Annotated in this window: 15 protein-coding genes; 10 read left to right on the plus strand and 5 right to left on the minus strand. The window is 56.8% G+C overall.

Features of this window, described 5'->3' with window-relative positions; genetic code table 11:
• Window positions 1-7: 7 nt before the first annotated feature.
• Window positions 8-685, minus strand: a complete 678-nt coding sequence (locus JMN36_RS10635; protein ID WP_236881808.1) for an MFS transporter — start codon at window positions 683-685, stop codon at window positions 8-10.
• Between the two features lie 218 nt (window positions 686-903).
• On the opposite strand from JMN36_RS10635, the gene JMN36_RS10960 reads away from it, so the two are divergent.
• From JMN36_RS10960 to JMN36_RS01100, 3 genes are all read left to right on the plus strand, one after another.
• On the plus strand, window positions 904-1341 hold the full coding sequence (locus tag JMN36_RS10960) for an FAD-dependent oxidoreductase (protein WP_306421618.1): 438 nt from the start codon (window positions 904-906) through the stop codon (window positions 1339-1341).
• Entirely contained in the window at window positions 1269-2165 is an 897-nt protein-coding gene (locus JMN36_RS01095; protein WP_328145440.1) for an FAD-dependent oxidoreductase, read from the plus strand. Before JMN36_RS10960 ends, JMN36_RS01095 begins: the two co-directional genes overlap by 73 nt.
• A gap of 201 nt (window positions 2166-2366) precedes the next feature.
• Window positions 2367-4307, plus strand: coding sequence for a sigma factor-like helix-turn-helix DNA-binding protein (locus JMN36_RS01100; protein WP_221923690.1), 1941 nt, complete (start codon window positions 2367-2369; stop codon window positions 4305-4307).
• On the opposite strand, the gene JMN36_RS01105 is transcribed toward JMN36_RS01100, so the two are convergent.
• A complete protein-coding gene (locus JMN36_RS01105) occupies window positions 4304-5560 on the minus strand; it encodes a YkvI family membrane protein (protein ID WP_221923691.1) in 1257 nt (418 codons plus the stop codon). The genes JMN36_RS01100 and JMN36_RS01105 overlap by 4 nt on opposite strands.
• Before the next feature lie 156 nt (window positions 5561-5716).
• Here JMN36_RS01105 and JMN36_RS01110 point away from each other — a divergent pair, with 156 nt between their 5' ends.
• Both JMN36_RS01110 and JMN36_RS01115 read left to right on the plus strand, forming a co-directional pair.
• Entirely contained in the window at window positions 5717-6583 is an 867-nt protein-coding gene (locus tag JMN36_RS01110; protein ID WP_204087141.1) for a diacylglycerol/lipid kinase family protein, read from the plus strand.
• Between the two features lie 188 nt (window positions 6584-6771).
• On the plus strand, window positions 6772-8001 hold the full coding sequence (locus JMN36_RS01115; RefSeq protein WP_204088733.1) for an Nramp family divalent metal transporter: 1230 nt from the start codon (window positions 6772-6774) through the stop codon (window positions 7999-8001).
• Window positions 8002-8025: 24 nt separating this feature from the next.
• Here JMN36_RS01115 and JMN36_RS01120 read toward each other — a convergent pair whose 3' ends face one another.
• Window positions 8026-8778 (minus strand): IclR family transcriptional regulator, encoded by a 753-nt coding sequence (locus JMN36_RS01120; protein ID WP_204087140.1) that lies wholly within the window; start codon window positions 8776-8778, stop codon window positions 8026-8028.
• A 193-nt stretch (window positions 8779-8971) separates the two neighbouring features.
• Between JMN36_RS01120 and leuC the strand changes: the two genes are divergently transcribed.
• Together leuC and leuD are read left to right on the plus strand one after the other, a co-directional pair.
• Window positions 8972-10426, plus strand: a complete 1455-nt coding sequence (leuC, locus tag JMN36_RS01125) for a 3-isopropylmalate dehydratase large subunit (protein WP_204088732.1) — start codon at window positions 8972-8974, stop codon at window positions 10424-10426.
• Between the two features lie 101 nt (window positions 10427-10527).
• The gene (gene leuD / locus JMN36_RS01130) at window positions 10528-11115 is read left to right on the plus strand and encodes a 3-isopropylmalate dehydratase small subunit (protein WP_204087139.1); all 588 of its coding nucleotides are present in this window, start codon (window positions 10528-10530) and stop codon (window positions 11113-11115) included.
• Between the two features lie 22 nt (window positions 11116-11137).
• Here leuD and JMN36_RS01135 read toward each other — a convergent pair whose 3' ends face one another.
• Entirely contained in the window at window positions 11138-12247 is a 1110-nt protein-coding gene (locus JMN36_RS01135) for an NUDIX hydrolase (protein ID WP_204087138.1), read from the minus strand.
• Between the two features lie 204 nt (window positions 12248-12451).
• Here JMN36_RS01135 and JMN36_RS01140 point away from each other — a divergent pair, with 204 nt between their 5' ends.
• Together JMN36_RS01140 and JMN36_RS01145 are read left to right on the plus strand one after the other, a co-directional pair.
• Complete coding sequence (locus JMN36_RS01140; RefSeq protein ID WP_204087137.1) at window positions 12452-13450, plus strand: NAD(P)H-dependent glycerol-3-phosphate dehydrogenase; 999 nt, start codon at window positions 12452-12454, stop codon at window positions 13448-13450.
• A 179-nt stretch (window positions 13451-13629) separates the two neighbouring features.
• Entirely contained in the window at window positions 13630-14706 is a 1077-nt protein-coding gene (locus tag JMN36_RS01145; protein WP_204088731.1) for a D-alanine--D-alanine ligase family protein, read from the plus strand.
• A 24-nt stretch (window positions 14707-14730) separates the two neighbouring features.
• Here the strand turns inward: JMN36_RS01145 and JMN36_RS01150 are convergent, their stop codons facing one another.
• Window positions 14731-15810, minus strand: coding sequence for a DUF3515 domain-containing protein (locus JMN36_RS01150; protein WP_204087136.1), 1080 nt, complete (start codon window positions 15808-15810; stop codon window positions 14731-14733).
• Between the two features lie 156 nt (window positions 15811-15966).
• Between JMN36_RS01150 and JMN36_RS01155 the strand changes: the two genes are divergently transcribed.
• The gene (locus tag JMN36_RS01155) at window positions 15967-16965 is read left to right on the plus strand and encodes a thiamine-phosphate kinase (protein ID WP_204087135.1); all 999 of its coding nucleotides are present in this window, start codon (window positions 15967-15969) and stop codon (window positions 16963-16965) included.
• Window positions 16966-16974: the final 9 nt, after the last annotated feature.

Genomic DNA, 16974 nt, shown 5'->3' on the forward strand with positions numbered 1-16974 from the left:
GCCAGCCCTACGAGTGGAGGTTGCCGTCGGAGAGAGTTCCATTAAGTAGCGCGGCGAGTAAGGAACTGAGGAGCAATCCCGAAGCAGTGGACGCCGGAACGATGGCGGCGTAGAGCCCGCGACGACCGGATGGTGCGATCTCGGTAAGCATTGTTCCTGCACCGGCATACTCTCCGGCGGCGGAGAACCCCTGAACGAGGCGAAGCGCCAGGAGAAGAAGTGGGGCAAGAATACCGATGTGGTCGTAACCGGGAAGGAAAGCGATGCACATGGTGGCGCCGGACATCAGCAGGATGGACCGCGACAACGTTGTTTTGCGCCCGAGGCGATCACCGATGTGTCCCCAGAAAATCGCACCGATGGGCCGGATGAGGAAGCTGATGGCGAAGAGGCCAAAAGTGAGAACTAGCCCTACATTGGAGTCCGATTCGGGGAAGAAAACCGAGGCGATGACGACGGCGAGGTAGCCGTACATGGCGTAGTCGAACCACTCGATAAAGTTACCGATGAAGCTCGAGGTGACAGAGCGACGAATGTTCGTACGGGAATGTTCCTCCGCACCTGCTAGGTCGACGATTGTGTTTTCTCCTTCTGGCGCGGTTTCTTCTACGGAGCTCAGGTCATGGGGGCCGGTTGTCGTTACGACGAAATCTGAGGAATCTGTCGTTATTGGTGGAGCATTCATGTGTTTTCCGCTCCTTTCTTGCTCCGCGGGAGGGCGCGGTATGCGGGGCACCGGCGCGGAAGCGAACCAACCGGTAATTGAAATCTAAGTAGCCTTAGTTACTGATTTATTTCAGGTTAGTGATCTTTGAGTTTCTGTCTTGTCTTTTTGCTAAAACTATTGACGAAATTTAAGATTTCGATTCCATTGGAAATGGCTCGTGTCTGAGAATAAAGAGCATGATGAGCAATTACGGGTTTGATAAAGATGACGGTTTTGACGCAGATGTCATTGTTGTGGGTTCGGGGTCCATGGAGTCTGCTGCCGCGGATCGGCTGAGTGAACGAGGGCAGAAGGTCTTAGGCTTCGAGCAATTCCATCGCGGTCACGACAATGGTTCCTACCATGGTGGATCGAGGATCATTCGGATGAGCTATTTTGAGCATCCGGATTATGTGCCACTGTTACGGCGGGCCTTTGAGCTGTGGGATGAGCTGGAAGAAGATAGCCAGCAGCGAGGGTGGGAGCAGCTTGTCCATTACACAGGAGGTTTGTACGCGGGTCTCCCGGTTGCACCACGGTTGAGAGATCACGAATCTCTGCGGTGGAGCATGGGCTTGACCACGAATTACTTCTTGCCGACGACATTCGCGCTCGTTTTCCCCACTTTGCGGTGAAGGACGATGAGGTGGCGGTGTTTGAAAAGCGTGCCGGTTTTGTCCGCCCGGAGTTAACAGTCGCCTTGCAGCTGGCCCGAGCGGAAGAACGCGGTGCGGTGCTACGCCATCGCCACAAGGTTTTGGGCATTGAACCAAGGGGCGGTGGTTGGGCTGTGACCGTCGTTGAAGCCGTCGGCAAGGAAGAGGAACCGGGCGCGCAAACGTACGGAGATCCGGAAGTCTTTACTGCCCGCACAGCGGTGATCTGCCCAGGTGCGTGGGCCCCTGGACTGTTTGAAGAAACAGGCATCCCGCAGCGCGCGGAGCGCCAGGTCATGCACTGGTTTAGCCCAGGGGAGGAGTCCGTAGAGTATGAACGGGGCCCGGTGTATATCCACGAGCGCGCCGACGAGCTTCAGATTTACGGTTTCCCGGCCGCGGATGGGGAAGAAGCAGGGGCGAAGGTGGCGTTTTTCCGTAATGGCCGGACGGTTGACCCGGACCACTTGGATCGGGAGATCACCGATGCTGAGATCAATGAGATGCGGGTGCGTCTGCTGACTTTTGTGCCGGCTCTGGGCCGCGGGGAGCATCGGAATAGTCGGGCCTGCACGTACACCACCACGCCTGACGAACCTTTTGTGATTGGCCGGCACCCCCAGTGGAATGATCCGAACATAATTATCGCGTGCGGGTTTTCGGGGCACAGTTTTAAATTTGTTCCCGCCATCGGCGAGGTTCTTGCGGACCTTGCTACCGACGGTCGTACGGATCATCCCGTTGACCTTTTCGACCCATTACGCTTCACCGAGGTTCGAGCTGCGGTGTCGAAGGACGTGTGAAGAGGGCGTTGATCTATTTCTTGCCGACGTTTGTCGAGCGCGATTTTCCGAAATAATCGCCCATTCTTATCCTGCCCGAGAGACGTCGGGGGATTAGGCTGTAAGGAAACCGGTGTTTCTGATGGTATTGGCAGGTAGTGGGCATGCATCGACCGGCAGTGAGTGCGCACTGACATGCATCCACGCGCGAGAAAGGTCCCTATGAGCGAAAACGATAACCTTTCCGACGAAACTCACGTCGACCAGCTCGGTCATGCATCTAGTCGTCTGGGCGAAACTTTTTATGCCGATGATGATTCCAGTGACGCCTCGCCTTTACTGTTTTCCCCCGACCATGAAACATTCGTCAGGCAGGGACAGGATGACCAAACGCCTGATGAATCATGCACTGCGCTGGATATTCTCTCTTATCTCTCTGCCATGGAAGGATCCCTTCGCGGCGTAGTTGACCGCTATGGTGATGCGCCTGCGTACATCAACGAAGCGATTGACAACGCTCTGGCCTCGTCCGTTACGACTTCTGATTCGTGGGCCATCGGCATCCCACCTGCGGAACGCGCGGCCCGGCTGTTGGAAACCATATTCGTGCAGTTTTCTGATCGGGAGCAGGAAATATTGTACCGACGCTACGGGGACGGCCACGAGGAAACACTAGAGAGCATTGGCCACGCGGTCGGCGTGACCCGGGAGCGTATTCGTCAAATTTTGGCGGGACTGGATTCGACGATCAGTGAATCCATATCGCGAGGTCCCGTCGCCAACCTCCTCGCCGCAATGCGGTATCACGCGTATCCCGTCGGCACAGTGAAGGCCCTGTCCCAGAAATACCCGGAACTTGAACGAACTTTGCACGGTTGGGAAGCGCCCTTGTGGAAAATACTCGATGTTTTGGACGATCGTCTTTCTGTCGAACAAGGATGGGTATGTTTTCCTAGCTTCGGCGAATGCCAAAAGAAGACGACAGAGTTACTCGACGATATGACTGACAAATACGGTGTCGTCTCTTTTAAAGAAATTCAGCGCATCAGCCATGTTCCGGAGGACGACCTGACCAAGTGGCTCGAGGGGTGTGGTGCCGCTGTTATTGGCGACCACGTGGTGGCGAATCCGACAACCGCGGTAAACCGCATTCAAGCTGCCCTCGATATTGCCGGCCATCCTCTTTCCCTTGATGAGATCGCGCATATGTGGGGCATTGGCCAGGCTCGTAGTTTGGCAAATGCTGCTTATTCTGAAGACTCAATTATCCGGATTAGTAAAACCAAGATCGCTTTACGGGAGTGGGGGCTGGAGGAGTTTATTTCCATCCGTGATTTTATTGATTCCCGTGTTGGTGATGAGTCGGCTGATCTTGATGATCTCATCTCTGAAGGAACAACAAAGTTCGGTGTATCAGCGTCGTCGATTCGTTCGTATGCCAGTTCTGGTGAATTCCGTCTGGATGATGGAATTGTTAGCCGACGAAATGACGATATAGAACCCCACCGACAGCCCGAGGATTCTCGGGGGCTCTATTGGCGCAAAGGCCGGTGGCAATACCTCGTCACGGTGAACCATGACCACATGCGAGGTAGCGGAAGCGGAGTACCCGCCGGTATCGCTTTGCTACTCAAGTTGCGCTTGGGCCAACCTCGGCATATCCCCAGCGACGACGGCGATCAATCCGTCACCTGGAACGCAACGGGCACCACAACGGGATCGATCCGACGGCTTCTCCTGGCGCAAGGAATCACAGAGGGAGAACGTATTTGGATGGACTTCGGGAACGGCACGTATTTCCGCATTGAACCGGCGGCACCGCGCGCATCGTTCCTCCTTGAGGATGAAGTCTCTGCCGAACGCGAAGAACTGGGAGACACGCCCAATCCACTTCATGCTGGTGGGGTAGGGCTGGGCCCAGAGAGTCGCTCCATCACCATGGTCAATCTGGCCAATTACATGGGTATTTCCCACGACGAGATTGCTCAACGGATCGATGACCTCGGCGGTGAGACCGGAAACACGATTGATCAAGCGTGTGAAAGTTTGGTTGCGGAGTACCTCGGGCTTTCGCCTGATGCGCCCCGCCGCAGGATTGTTGCTCGACTACGCCACCGCCATGACAAAGATGCCATCGCGATGGTCGAAGAGCTGTGGCTTTAGCGATCCTCTTTGTGCAGTGTTGCATCGGGATCTAATTTCCGACGCTCCTCTTGGGCAACCGTCGCGAAGAGCTTCTCGCTATTAGCGTCGGAACCCTCGAGCTCGTGATTCAGTTCCATCGTGCTATCCACAGCGATATTGGGATGGATGTACAGGTGGGTGAGCTGGCGAATTCGGTTACGACGTTCCTTTTCACCGCGGATCAGTCGGCTCCAGCGAATACGCCATGCGATAAACACGATTCCAACGAATGTTCCCAAGTATCCCAGAATGGGGAAAACAACCTGAATCAACGGGCCGAAACCGAACAAACTAATTGCCCAGCACACAGTCAGAATAACGGCGAGGTTTATCTTCGGATGCGTGGGGAGGGCAACGTCGATACGCCGTGAAAACGCGTAAAAATCGCCTAACGCGGTATTAAAAATCATGATCAGAATAATGATCTGAAGAATAATACCGGCGGCAGGGTTAATAGCATGGGTAACCGACGCCATCGGAATATCTTTCCCGCCGGCATCTTTAACGTTGATGAAGAGTGTGACCGTCTCCATCAGCATCATGATTCCGATAATCGAGCCACCAATAAGGCCACCGATACCAACGTCGCGAAGCTTGGTGTGGGTACCGCCGATGACCAGTGACATTCCGATCGCACACATCAAGGTCATGCCGGCACAGTTGATGGCTGACCACCACCACGGTGATACAGGTGCGGCTTCTTTTTTACCTAGTTCGCTCGCTGCGCTAAAGGAGAAGTCCTCAGGAACGTGAACGAGTGACCATATGAAAAGAATGATGACGGCAACGATCATCAGCGGGGTCACAATACCGATGATGTTGGATACCTTTTCGGCATCAAGGAAACAGACGAAATACACGATGATCGCTAACCCAGCAGAACCCAGCCATGCGGGTAAACCGAAGGTTTGCTTCACGCTGGAGCCTGCTCCAGCCAGCATCATCATGCCCATGGTCACCATGGTTGCGGAGACACAGAGGTCCAAAATTCGTGATACTCGTGGGTGGGCGATGTTTTTAAAAACATGCCCGTGTTCGTCGGCAAGGAAATAGCTTCCGACCTGCAGAACAACCCACCCGAAAATAGCCATGAGTGTTCCAGTGATCACCACGCCCACGAGGCCGATTGACCCGAAGGCGATGAAGTACTGGAGCATTTCTTTACCAGTGGCGAACCCGGCACCAACCAGGAGGCCAACAAATGCCATGGCGACAGCCATACTCTGTCTCATGAAAAGTCCTATTCGATCATGGGGCAACAGTTCTGTTAAGCCTACCTATGGGTTGTTGTTCTCGCCCACTCTTTGGGAGGATCTACTATTGGTGAAGCCTCATGCCGGCAGGATGAATGACCGAAATAATCTCCAAACGACGACGACAGAAAAGATATGACACCAGTAACAATCCTCTTTAATCCCCACTCGACAGGTGACAGCGAAACACGCGCACGACGCTTGGCTGATCAGCTGGAGGGACTTTTTGAGGTCACTGTCGTCCCTACGCAATATCAGGGTCATGCCGAGAAAATAGCCGACCAGATCACCAAAGAATCTGAGAACATTCATGTCATCGTCTGTTCCAGCGGGGACGGGACATATAACGAAGTAGTCAATGGCGTTATGCGTCATCCGCATGATCACATTCGCACTGCTATCTTGCCGAGCGGTAATGCAAATGATCATTATCACGCATTGAGTAACGGTAAGACGCTGGCGCACCGCATTATTACCCGTGATTACACGGACATCGATGTCCTTAAATTGGTGAGTACTGGAAGAGATAATCTTGAGCGTTATGCGCATTCATATATCGGGTTCGGCCTAACCCCTCATATCGGAGAAAAACTCACTGCGGCGCATCTGACCAAGTGGAATCAAGGCTGGATTGTCATGAGGAACCTCTTCTCGGTGAAGCCTGTGAAAATTATTCACGAAGGTCACCAAGAAAAATTCGATAACTTGGTGTTTGCCAACGTCCCCAGGATGAGCAAAGTAATCAAAATTAGTGACCACACTTCGCTAACCAACGGGAAATTCGACGTCGTTAAGCACAAAAGTCTGACACTCGCCATGCTTGTCGGCTACCTGTTTCGCGCAAGCACATTGGGCCTTCACAACACCGACCGAGAAAAACGGTGGCATTTCATCTTGGAAAAAGACTCCCACGTCCAACTGGATGGGGAGGTTATGCGCTTGTCTAAGTACGACGAGATCACCATCTCTGTTGTTCCCCACACATTGGCATGTGCCGCGTGAGATCACGCACGTGAGGCCACGCGGGAGAGTGTGACATTACGACGACGCAATGCCGAACCGATAAGCTGAAACTCTCACGGAAGGAGTAGGTTACGTCAGATTCAGAGCAGGCTGTGCCGACGAATTCACTCGGTGATCACAGCGGACGTCGACCATCTGGCACACCAGCCTCAGGTTCGTCCGACCCCATGTCACAGCCATCGGCATCTCCGTCATCGAAGCGGCTTATCGGTCTGCTGGGCCCAGCCTTCATTGCAGCTATCGCCTACGTGGACCCCGGCAACGTTGCGGCGAACATCTCCTCTGGGGCGACCTACGGGTATCTGTTGGTGTGGGTGCTCGCGGCCGCGAACCTGATGGCCATGATCATCCAGTATCAGGCGGCCAAGCTCGGAATCGTCACGGGGAAGAGTCTTCCCCAACTGCTAGGCCAGCGACTTTCCCGACCGTGGAGAATCGCATACTGGCTACAAGCGGAGATTGTGGCCGCAGCTACTGACCTCGCAGAGATCATCGGTGGTGCCGTCGCCCTGCATCTATTGTTCGGGGTATCCCCGCTGACAGGCGGGATCATTGTCGGGGCAGTCTCGATGGCTCTGCTGTTAACGCAGGGGACCGCTCAAAAGGTATTCGAGCGGGTCATCATAGTGATGCTAGTCATTATTACCTTTGGTTTCCTTGCAGGTTTGTTTCTTGCTCCACCCAATCTCCGGGGGATTGCGGGCGGATTAGTTCCCCGGTTTGAAGGAAGCAATAGCGTTATCCTCGCTGCCTCCATGTTGGGAGCAACGGTGATGCCTCACGTTATTTACTTACATTCGTCATTAGTTATTCATCGGCATGGTGCCGGCCATGAAGATCCCCACGTCATTCGTCGTTTATTAAAAGCGACCCGCATCGACATTATTATCGCGCTCGGAATCGCGGGGCTCGTGAATATCGGGCTCCTCTTGCTGGCAGCATCCGCCTTAAGTGGCCGACACGGGACCGACACCATCGAAGGTGCCCATGCAGCTCTGAGCAGCGCATTAGGACCCGCAATAGGCGTGATCTTTGCCATCGGACTGTTGTTTTCCGGGCTCGCCTCGACGTCGGTCGGTGCATATGCGGGCTCCGAAGTGATGAAGGGAATGCTTCATTTCCAAGTGAAGCTGTGGATACGGCGCGCAATTACGCTCATTCCGGCGCTCCTCATCATTGCACTGAATATTGATGCCACCTATGCACTTGTTATTTCACAAGTCGTCTTGAGTTTTGGTATTCCGTTTGCTCTCATCCCGTTGCAAATCGTGACGGGCGGGAAAGTCATGGGAGAGTACCGAGACAAAGCGCTGAAATGGATAGGCGTTATTATTTCAGTGCTCATTATCGGGCTGAATATCGTCCTTATTGTGATGACTCTTCGCGGCCAAGCCTGACAGGCCTGATAAGCCTGAGAAATTTCACTGCAATGACTGGTTAATCCTTTCAGCTGCCTCGCGGATAAGGTTTCCATACAGTTGTTGAGGCGACGGTCGTAAGCGTTCCACAGGACCTGAAATAGACAAGGCCGCAACGACGCCCTGATTCGCGCGGATCGGCGTCGACACGCTGGCTAAACTCGGGTCACGTTCACCGATTGATTCTGCGACGCCCGTCGCGCGTGTCTCCGCAAGATCATCTTCAGTAAAGGCGGCGTCGGGAATAATGGATTGAATCATTTCCTCCTGCGCCCAGGCCATTAACACTCGCGCGGCTGAGCCGCGAAGCAGCGACATGCGTGCGCCGACGGGGACCGTATTTTGCAGCCCGCTCGCTGGTTCGATGGACGCGATGCATGTGCGGACATTACCCGTGAGGCGGTAAATCTGGACGGATTCGTTGGTTTTTTCCATCAGGCTGCGCATGACCGTCATTCCGGCCTGGATAATTCGGTCCGAGCTAGCGGGGGATAGTTCAGACAGTCCTGGGCCTGCGCTCCAGCGGCCATCTTTATCGCGTTCGAGCAACCGGTGAACATGTAGCGCGGTAAGTAATCGGTGTGCCGTTGCGCGCGGTAGCCCGGTTGAGGAGCATATTTCGCTCAGATTCATGGGGCGGGCGGTGGCTGTGCGCAGGATAAGTAAGGATCGATCAAGAACTTTGATCCCACTATCGGGGTTGAAGGTCGCGTGATTGTCGTCGAGTTCGTTGTCAAAGTCGCTTAATTTTCCCATATTTTGATACTATCATTCTGCATAGTGAGACGCTCGGACGTCGGAACGGCAGCCGACTCGACGGAAGGATTGGAGAATGACGAACTCCACCGCAGACATAACCTCCGCAACCACCGGAGCCTCTACCACTCGCACCCCATCGACGACGCTCTCGGACTCTGCTGAGGACGACCACAAAGATCGCCCGCGCACGATGGCGGAGAAAGTATGGGAAAACCATATTGTCTCACGCGGGAACAATGGGGACCCTGACCTCATCTACATTGACCTGCACCTGGTCCACGAAGTGACCTCGCCCCAGGCGTTCGACGGCCTCCGCATGGCGGGCCGACCGGTTCGCCGGCCTGACCTCACCATCGCCACCGAGGATCACAATGTCCCCACCATTGGGGTCAAGACCGGCGACGTCGCAGAGATTAAAGACATCACGTCGCGCACACAGGTCTCCACGCTACGGAAAAACGCCGAAGAATTCGGCGTCAAACTCTTCCCAATGGGGAACCGCGAACAAGGCATTGTGCACGTCGTCGGGCCACAATTGGGGCTGACGCAACCAGGGATGACAGTGGTGTGCGGGGACTCCCACACCGCAACCCACGGAGCCTTCGGAGCTATCGCATTCGGAATCGGAACCTCCGAAGTAGAACATGTGATGGCCACGCAGACCTTGCCTCTCAAGCCATTCAAAACAATGGCGGTTAATGTCGACGGAACCCTCCCCGAAGGGACGACGGGCAAAGACATCATCCTGGCTGTCATTGCGAAGATCGGAACCGGCGGTGGTCAAGGACACATCATTGAATACCGCGGCGAAGCGATCCGCCAGCTGTCGATGGAAGCCCGGATGACGGTGTGCAACATGTCGATTGAAGCGGGTGCAAGGGCCGGAATGATCGCTCCCGACGAGACGACGTTCAGCTACATCAAGGGTCGCCCGCACGCACCGGAGGATTGGGATGGTGCCGTCGAATATTGGAAATCATTGCGGACCGACGACGACGCGGAATTCGACACCGTCGTTAACCTCGATGCCAGCGACATCACGCCGTTCGTTACGTGGGGAACAAACCCCGGGCAGGGCATTGCACTCGGGGAACCCGTTCCAGGTCCCGAAGACTTTACCGACGCAGAAGAAGCGTCGGCTTGTGAAAAAACCCTGAAGTACATGGACCTCACCCCTGGGGTTTCGATGCGCGACGTTCCCATCGACGTTGTTTTCGTTGGATCGTGTACGAACGGCCGCATTGAAGACATGCGCGCGGCAGCGTCCGTCGTGAAGGGACGGAAAGTTGCCGACGGGGTGCGCATGCTGGTGGTGCCAGGATCTGCGCGTGTGAAGCAGCAAGCCGAAGAAGAGAGACTGGACGCTATTTTCACTGAGGCTGGTGCCGAGTGGCGTCTGCCCGGGTGCTCGATGTGTTTGGGAATGAACCCTGATCAGCTTTCGCCAGGTCAGCGGTGTGCATCGACGTCGAACCGTAACTTTGAAGGTCGTCAAGGACGGGGCGGACGGACGCACCTCGTGAGCCCGTACGTGGCCGCCGCTACTGCTGTTCAAGGTCGTTTTGCGTCGCCTGCAGATCTCAGTCCGGCGGGTAGCGCAGCCAGTGAGGCGGCATCACCACAGAGCACCGCAACGAGTGCATAGAGCGGTGTGGCGGAAAGAACGCCGCACACGCGCATAGGAAAACCGCGCGCATAAGAAAAACCGCACACATCACGAACAACGCCACACAGAAAGGGTCGGTTATGGAGCAGTTCATTAGCCACACTGGGGTGGGAGTTCCACTCGGGCGCTCCAACGTCGATACAGATCAGATAATTCCCGCCGTGTATCTGAAACGGGTCACGCGAACCGGATTCGAGGACGGGCTATTCGCGCGATGGCGGGAAGACCCCGATTTCGTCCTCAACCAGGACACGTACAAGAACGGGTCGATTCTTGTTGCTGGGCCAGATTTCGGTACCGGATCCTCCCGCGAACACGCGGCCTGGGCCCTGATGGATTATGGGTTCCGCGTCGTTATATCTGCACGGTTCGCGGATATTTTCCGCGGCAACGCCGGCAAGAACGGGCTTGTTGCCGCGCAAATGACTGAAGAAGATATCGAGTTGATCTGGAAGCTTCTGGATGAACAACCGGGCCGTACCATGACCGTCGACCTCGAAGAACGCACAGTCACGGTCGGCGAGGCGGTGTTCGGTTTTGATATCGATGACCACACGCGGTGGCGCTTGATGGAGGGCCTCGACGACATTGCGCTGACGCTGCGCAATGAAGACGCCATCACGCAATACGAAAAGTCGCGGTCGCCGTTCATGCCGACGACGATTTAAGCGCTCGTAGCGTCCATCGCCGCTATTTAATCGGCAGAGGGCTAGCGAAATAGTCCGCGCCGGATAGCTTCCCGTCGACAAAGGTCAGCACCCATGCGCTGGATTTCTTACACGGTATGTCGTCGATAGACACGTCTCCTTCCGACGACAACCAGGCAATGATCTCCGGGATCGCTTTGCCCTGGCTGACGATCGCGGACACTCCGCCATGCGTAATGATGTCCGAAATCCGTCGTTTCGCGTCGGCCGTGTGCGCGTCCCAGCCGTTGTCGCCGAACAGCTCGTCGATAGTAATGTGCAGCCCCAAACTCTGCGACAGTGGCTCGGCCGTGGTCTGACAGCGGATCGGATCTGCCGAATACAACCGGGTGATTCCAAACCCCGCCAACTCGCGGGGCAACATGTCGGCCTGACGACGGCCTTTCCGGTCGAGGGGCCGGAGATTATCGTTACCGCCCCACCCCTCGCGCGGATGAGCATGAGCATGGCGGATAAGAATGATCCGGGATGTGGGGGAGAGGACAATTTCGTGAGCCGCCTTCTCGAGGATCTCCGAGTCCACCTTGTACGTTGTGCGCTTCTTCGCTTCCTCCAACGGCAGCCACACCAGCTGGTCAACCTCGTCATTGTCCTCGAAGGCCCCGTCAACGCACTCGGCCGTCCAGTAATACACCACCTTCGTCCTACTCTTCACCGGATACGTCACCCGGCCCAGAAGCTTCCCCAGCGTGACGTCGTAACCCGTCTCCTCCTTGATCTCCCGAATAGCCGTCATGGGGAGTGTCTCGCCGGGATCCAGTTTCCCCTTCGCCAGCGACCAATCGTCGTACCGCGGCCGGTGAATCAGGAGGACCTCGATGTCATCCACGGTCACAGTACTTGCCGACGAATCATGTGATGACTCATCCGCGGCCGGTGTAGAAGAATCCGCTCCCTGCCGACGTCGCCACACGACGGCACCGGCGGCCAGCGTAATTTTGCCCAGCTCCTGTGCGGGGTGGCGGGCGATACCCTGCACGCGTCCTTCCGCGTCGGACCGGTGCTTCGTGTTTGTGCCACTTCCCTGGGATCCGGGCAGAGGAGCGTCGGCAAGAGTGGCATCGTGTGAGTGGGATGAACGTTTCTTCGACATAGTGATGTGTATCCTCCCGGGGATTCTGTGGAGTGAATCTATGTCAACGATAAGCGAGGAACGCAAACAATGGTGAGAGGTTAATCCGCGCGAGCCCGAATAGGGGCGGTTAGGCTGGATCCAAAAGACGAGCCGACGCATACGGTGGGGAAGGGCACGGCACCCACACGATAGTGCGCATGACGAAGGGAAGGATGGTCCGCGATGGTTGCAGTAGCGGTGATGGGGGCAGGGTCGTGGGGAACCACGATGGCGAAAGTGTTTGCCGACGCCGGAAACACGGTCAGACTGTGGGCCCGGCGCGACGAGGTGGCCGATGAGATCCAATCGGCGCGGCGCAACCAGCGATACCTCCCGGGCGTCGTTATCCCCGATGCCGTGACTGCGACGAGTGACCCCCGCGTGGCCTTGGCGGATGCGGACATTGTTGTGCTGGGGGTTCCGTCCCATGCGGTTCGAGACAGCCTGACCCGTTGGAGGGATTTCCTTCCCGACGATGCGCTGATTGTGTCGCTGCCGAAGGGGCTTGAACGTGACACGGCCCGCAGGATGAGTGAGGTCATTGCGGAGGCATCCGGGCGGCCGTCGGACAAGATCGCAGTGCTGTCCGGCCCTAATCTGGCTAAAGAGGTAGCGGACGAGCAGCCCGCGGCAACGGTGGTGGCCTGCACCGATCATGACAGCGCCAAACGGGTTCAGGAAGCGTGTACCACGGGCTATTTCCGGCCGTACACCAATACGGATGTCATTGGCTGTGAAATCGGGGGAGTAGCAAAGAATGTAATTGCTTTAGCTGCGGGGATGGCCGCTGGCCAAAACCTGGGTTTCAACACCGCAGCGACGATTATCACGCGCGGACTTGCTGAAACGGTACGGCTTGGGACGGCTCTCGGCGCTAATCCCGCAACATTTTCCGGGCTGGCCGGACTAGGCGACTTAGTAGCAACCTGTAATTCGCCGTTGTCTCGTAACAGAACCTTCGGGGAGCACCTCAGTCAGGGAATGAGCCTCGAGGAAGCGCAAGAAGCCTGTCATGGGCAAGTCGCGGAGGGCGTCAACGCGTGCCGGGCAATTCAGTCGCTGGCCCGGGCCCATAGTGTCGACGTTCCCATCGCGGATGCGGTGGTGTCGGTCTGCTTCGACGGTGCCACCGTGAAAGAGAGCATCATGAACCTGATGGAGCGCGATACCAAAGCGGAGTAGTACCGTGACATCGCGTAGTGCCGCTACACTTAGTCCCCGTGACTACATCTGAACCTTCATCTGACTCGTCGGCGGACACTACATCGCAGTCGGCATCGCCCCTGGTTTCCTCTACTCAATCAGGTCCGGGTACTGGCGGGGAGCGCGACGAGAGCAGCAGCCATAACGAGCACAGTCGCATCCGCGTCGCCGTCGTCTATGGTGGGCGTAGTTCTGAGCATTCCATTTCGTGTGTGTCTGCGGGCGCCGTGATTTCTCACCTCGACCCCGACCGTTACCAGGTGGTTCCGATTGGTATCACGAGAGATGGGCGCTGGGTAGTGGGGTCCTCGGATCCGAAAGAACTTTCCATTCGTGAGCGGCAGCTGCCAGAAGTGAAGGCCGGCACCAGCTTGTCGTTGTCACTCGATCCGCAGCACGCCGGCCGTTTTGTCTATGCGGACGGTCCCGACGTTGGCCAGGTCTTTGCGGACGTCGACGTCATTTTCCCTGTTCTTCACGGACGTTTCGGTGAAGACGGAACCGTCCAAGGGCTCTTTGACATGGCGTCCGTTCCGTACGTCGGTGCAGGTGTCTTGGCGTCGGCGGCATCGATGGACAAAGAATTCACCAAGAAACTGGCTGCGGCAGAAGGGCTCCCCATCGGCCGTGACGTCGTCCTCCGTGAGACGCGATCCCTGACCGAGGAGGAAAAGAATCTTCTGGGCCTGCCGGTGTTCGTGAAGCCTGCGCGAGGTGGATCCTCCATCGGTATTTCCAAGGTTGACCAGTGGGATGAACTTGACGACGCTCTCGATCTGGCGCGTCAGCATGATTCCAAGGTCATTGTGGAGTCCATGATTGTGGGTACGGAAGTGGAGTGTGGCGTTCTCCAGCGGCCAGATGGCACCGTCGAGGCCTCCTTGCCCGCGCAGCTCGAGGACACTGAGTCGGGTGACGAAGGGTTCTACGGTTTCGACACAAAGTACCTGGATAACGTCATTACAGCCCAGATTCCACCGCACTTTGACGACGACACCATCCGCCACATCCGCGAACTCGCTGTGGAAACCTTCCACGCCTTGGATTGTGAAGGCCTGGCACGCGTTGATTTCTTCGTGACGGACCGTGGCCCGGTGTTGAACGAGATCAACACCATGCCTGGGTTCACGCCGATCTCGATGTATCCACAAATGTTCGGTGCGATGGGTATTGACTACCCCGACCTCTTGGATCTCCTGATCCAACGCGCCATGGTGGCCCACCCCGGGGCTTAACGATTTTTGGCTTAGCCTCCTGGTTTAGTCCCCGGACTTTTCCATATTTTTGCTAATCGCGTTGGACAGCGTCGTAATGACGCTGTTTCCCGACGACGCCGGCATCGAAAGAGCAACGATATCGCTGTATCCCAGGGCGTACCAGGTGTTATCCGTCGCCGACGTGGAAGCGTTTTCGGGCGCGTTCTGCGCTGAGCTCCCCGACGAGGGAGCTTCCGCCGTTGGCTGGTTACCGGGCGTTCCGTCGTTGAACCACGGAACATCATTAATCTGTTGGAGCTGAGCCCCAGGATGGTAACTCTCGGGCTGCTCTACTCCGCACCTCACGACGACGGGGTCGCGTCGGGGTGCCGTCCACGCTGCCATTCCGTCGGGAAGATCGTTACCCAGCGCGTCCTTTGTCGTACGTTGTAACGCGCCGAAGTGATCGGGGAGAGCATCGAGGACGCTACGACATTGCTTGCCACGAGCCGCCTCATCTGTGACGGGGAGCGTAGACAACGGCGTCTGAGCTGGATGCGCCGTCGCCGACGCATCCGACACCGGGTTGTGGTGAAGCGCCCCAGAAAGATCGCTCAAATCATCTGCCACATCCTCGGGCCCAGTGACGGCAACTTCTTGCGCACGCCCCAGCGTGTACCAGGTCACGGAATCCGTGACGGGTTTATCGCCGCCGCGGGCGTCGGCAATGCCTAACCAGCGGATACCCTCCGACTTGCCGCCGGATTCTTCCTTGCCGTGTTCCTCCGTCGTCGATAATGCTGTGTAGGAATCTGGTGGCTGAACCCCACAGCGCAGCGTTATGCGATTGTCGCCATCGATCCAGACAGCAGCACCATCAGGGGCGGGGTCTGCCAGCGATACCCGATCATAAGAACCGAGGTGGTCGGGGAGGTTGTCGATAAGACTGCTGCATTCCTCCGACGACGCACCCGGCGCGTCGATGGTGTTGAGAGTGACGGGCTGGTGCTCAGCGTGGTCGTACGCGATTCGGGCAGCAATGATGACACCGACGACTAACCCGATGGCCAAGACGAGGGAAATGATCGTCCCCGGGCCGGTGAGTCGTTGGATTTCGTCTGTAGTCGGCTGGTCATCAGACATAATTTCTCAGTGTACTGGTGGTCGCTTGCTGCTCGGTTGCCAGTGGCGGTTCCGTAGCTGCTCCAGAGCGCGCTCGGTGTGTCTCGGTGCGTCAACGGCCGATTGTTACGGAATCAATTATCATCATGTCGTTAGTCGCGCCGAGATGAGAGAGTAATGGGACAACCTATACGTAGCCTTGGTGAGCGGGGCGTGATCGACGCCATCCGCTCAGCCGCTCCTTCCGACATGAACGGTGATGACGCCGCCGTCCTCTCTCCGTCATCGTTTGCGTCGAAAACGGTGTGTAGCACGGATCTTTTGGTGGAGGGGCAGCATTTCCGGAGTGATTGGTCGACGCCCTATGATGTGGGCCGCCGTGCCGTAGTACAAAATTTCGCGGATATAGAAGCAATGGGTGCGCGCCCGGTCGCTCTGCTTTTAGGAGTTGCTGCGCCGCCGAATCTGGATAGTGACGTCCTCACCGGGATTGCCAGGGGCATTGCCGACGAAGCTGGCCGGTGGCCCGCGGAACTGGTTGGGGGAGATGTAGTAACCAGTGAGCGGTTGACGCTTAGCATCACTGCGATCGGTGAGCTGGCAGGACCAGCCCCGGCCTTGTCATTATCAGGCGCCCATCCAGGGCAAACGCTGATAGCTAGTGGACGGCTGGGGTACTCGGCAGCGGGTTGGGCGTTGCTCGAGCATTTCGGTTCGCCCGACGCCATTCCCGATTCAGAGCACCTTCAGACATTGGTCGACGCTTTCCGTGTCCCCTCTCTGGCTCGGGCGCGCGGCACGGTGGCGCGGTCAACGGGGGCTACAGCGATGACGGATAACTCGGATGGTCTCGTTGTTGATCTTTCGACGATCGCTCGGGCCAGCCACGTCACAATCGACCTTGATAAGGACGCGATCGCGCCGGATCCGGCTGTGCGTGAAGCAGCTCGCTTGCTGGGCCGCGACCCCATGGAATGGATATGCCAGGGCGGTGAGGACCACGCCCTCCTCGCCACCACCGGGGCGGATATTCCCTCGGGCTTCCGCTTCCTCGGCCGCGTCCACAAACAGGGTGCCGAGCCGTTAACTATCGATGGGCAGCCACCGACGTTTACATTAGGGTGGGATCCTTTCGGTGGGGAGTCGTTTGCCGGGGAGTCGTCCGGTAGAGAGTAATGCCGAAGA

Source organism: Corynebacterium pseudokroppenstedtii (genome assembly GCF_019754945.1).
GTDB lineage: Bacteria > Actinomycetota > Actinomycetes > Mycobacteriales > Mycobacteriaceae > Corynebacterium > Corynebacterium pseudokroppenstedtii.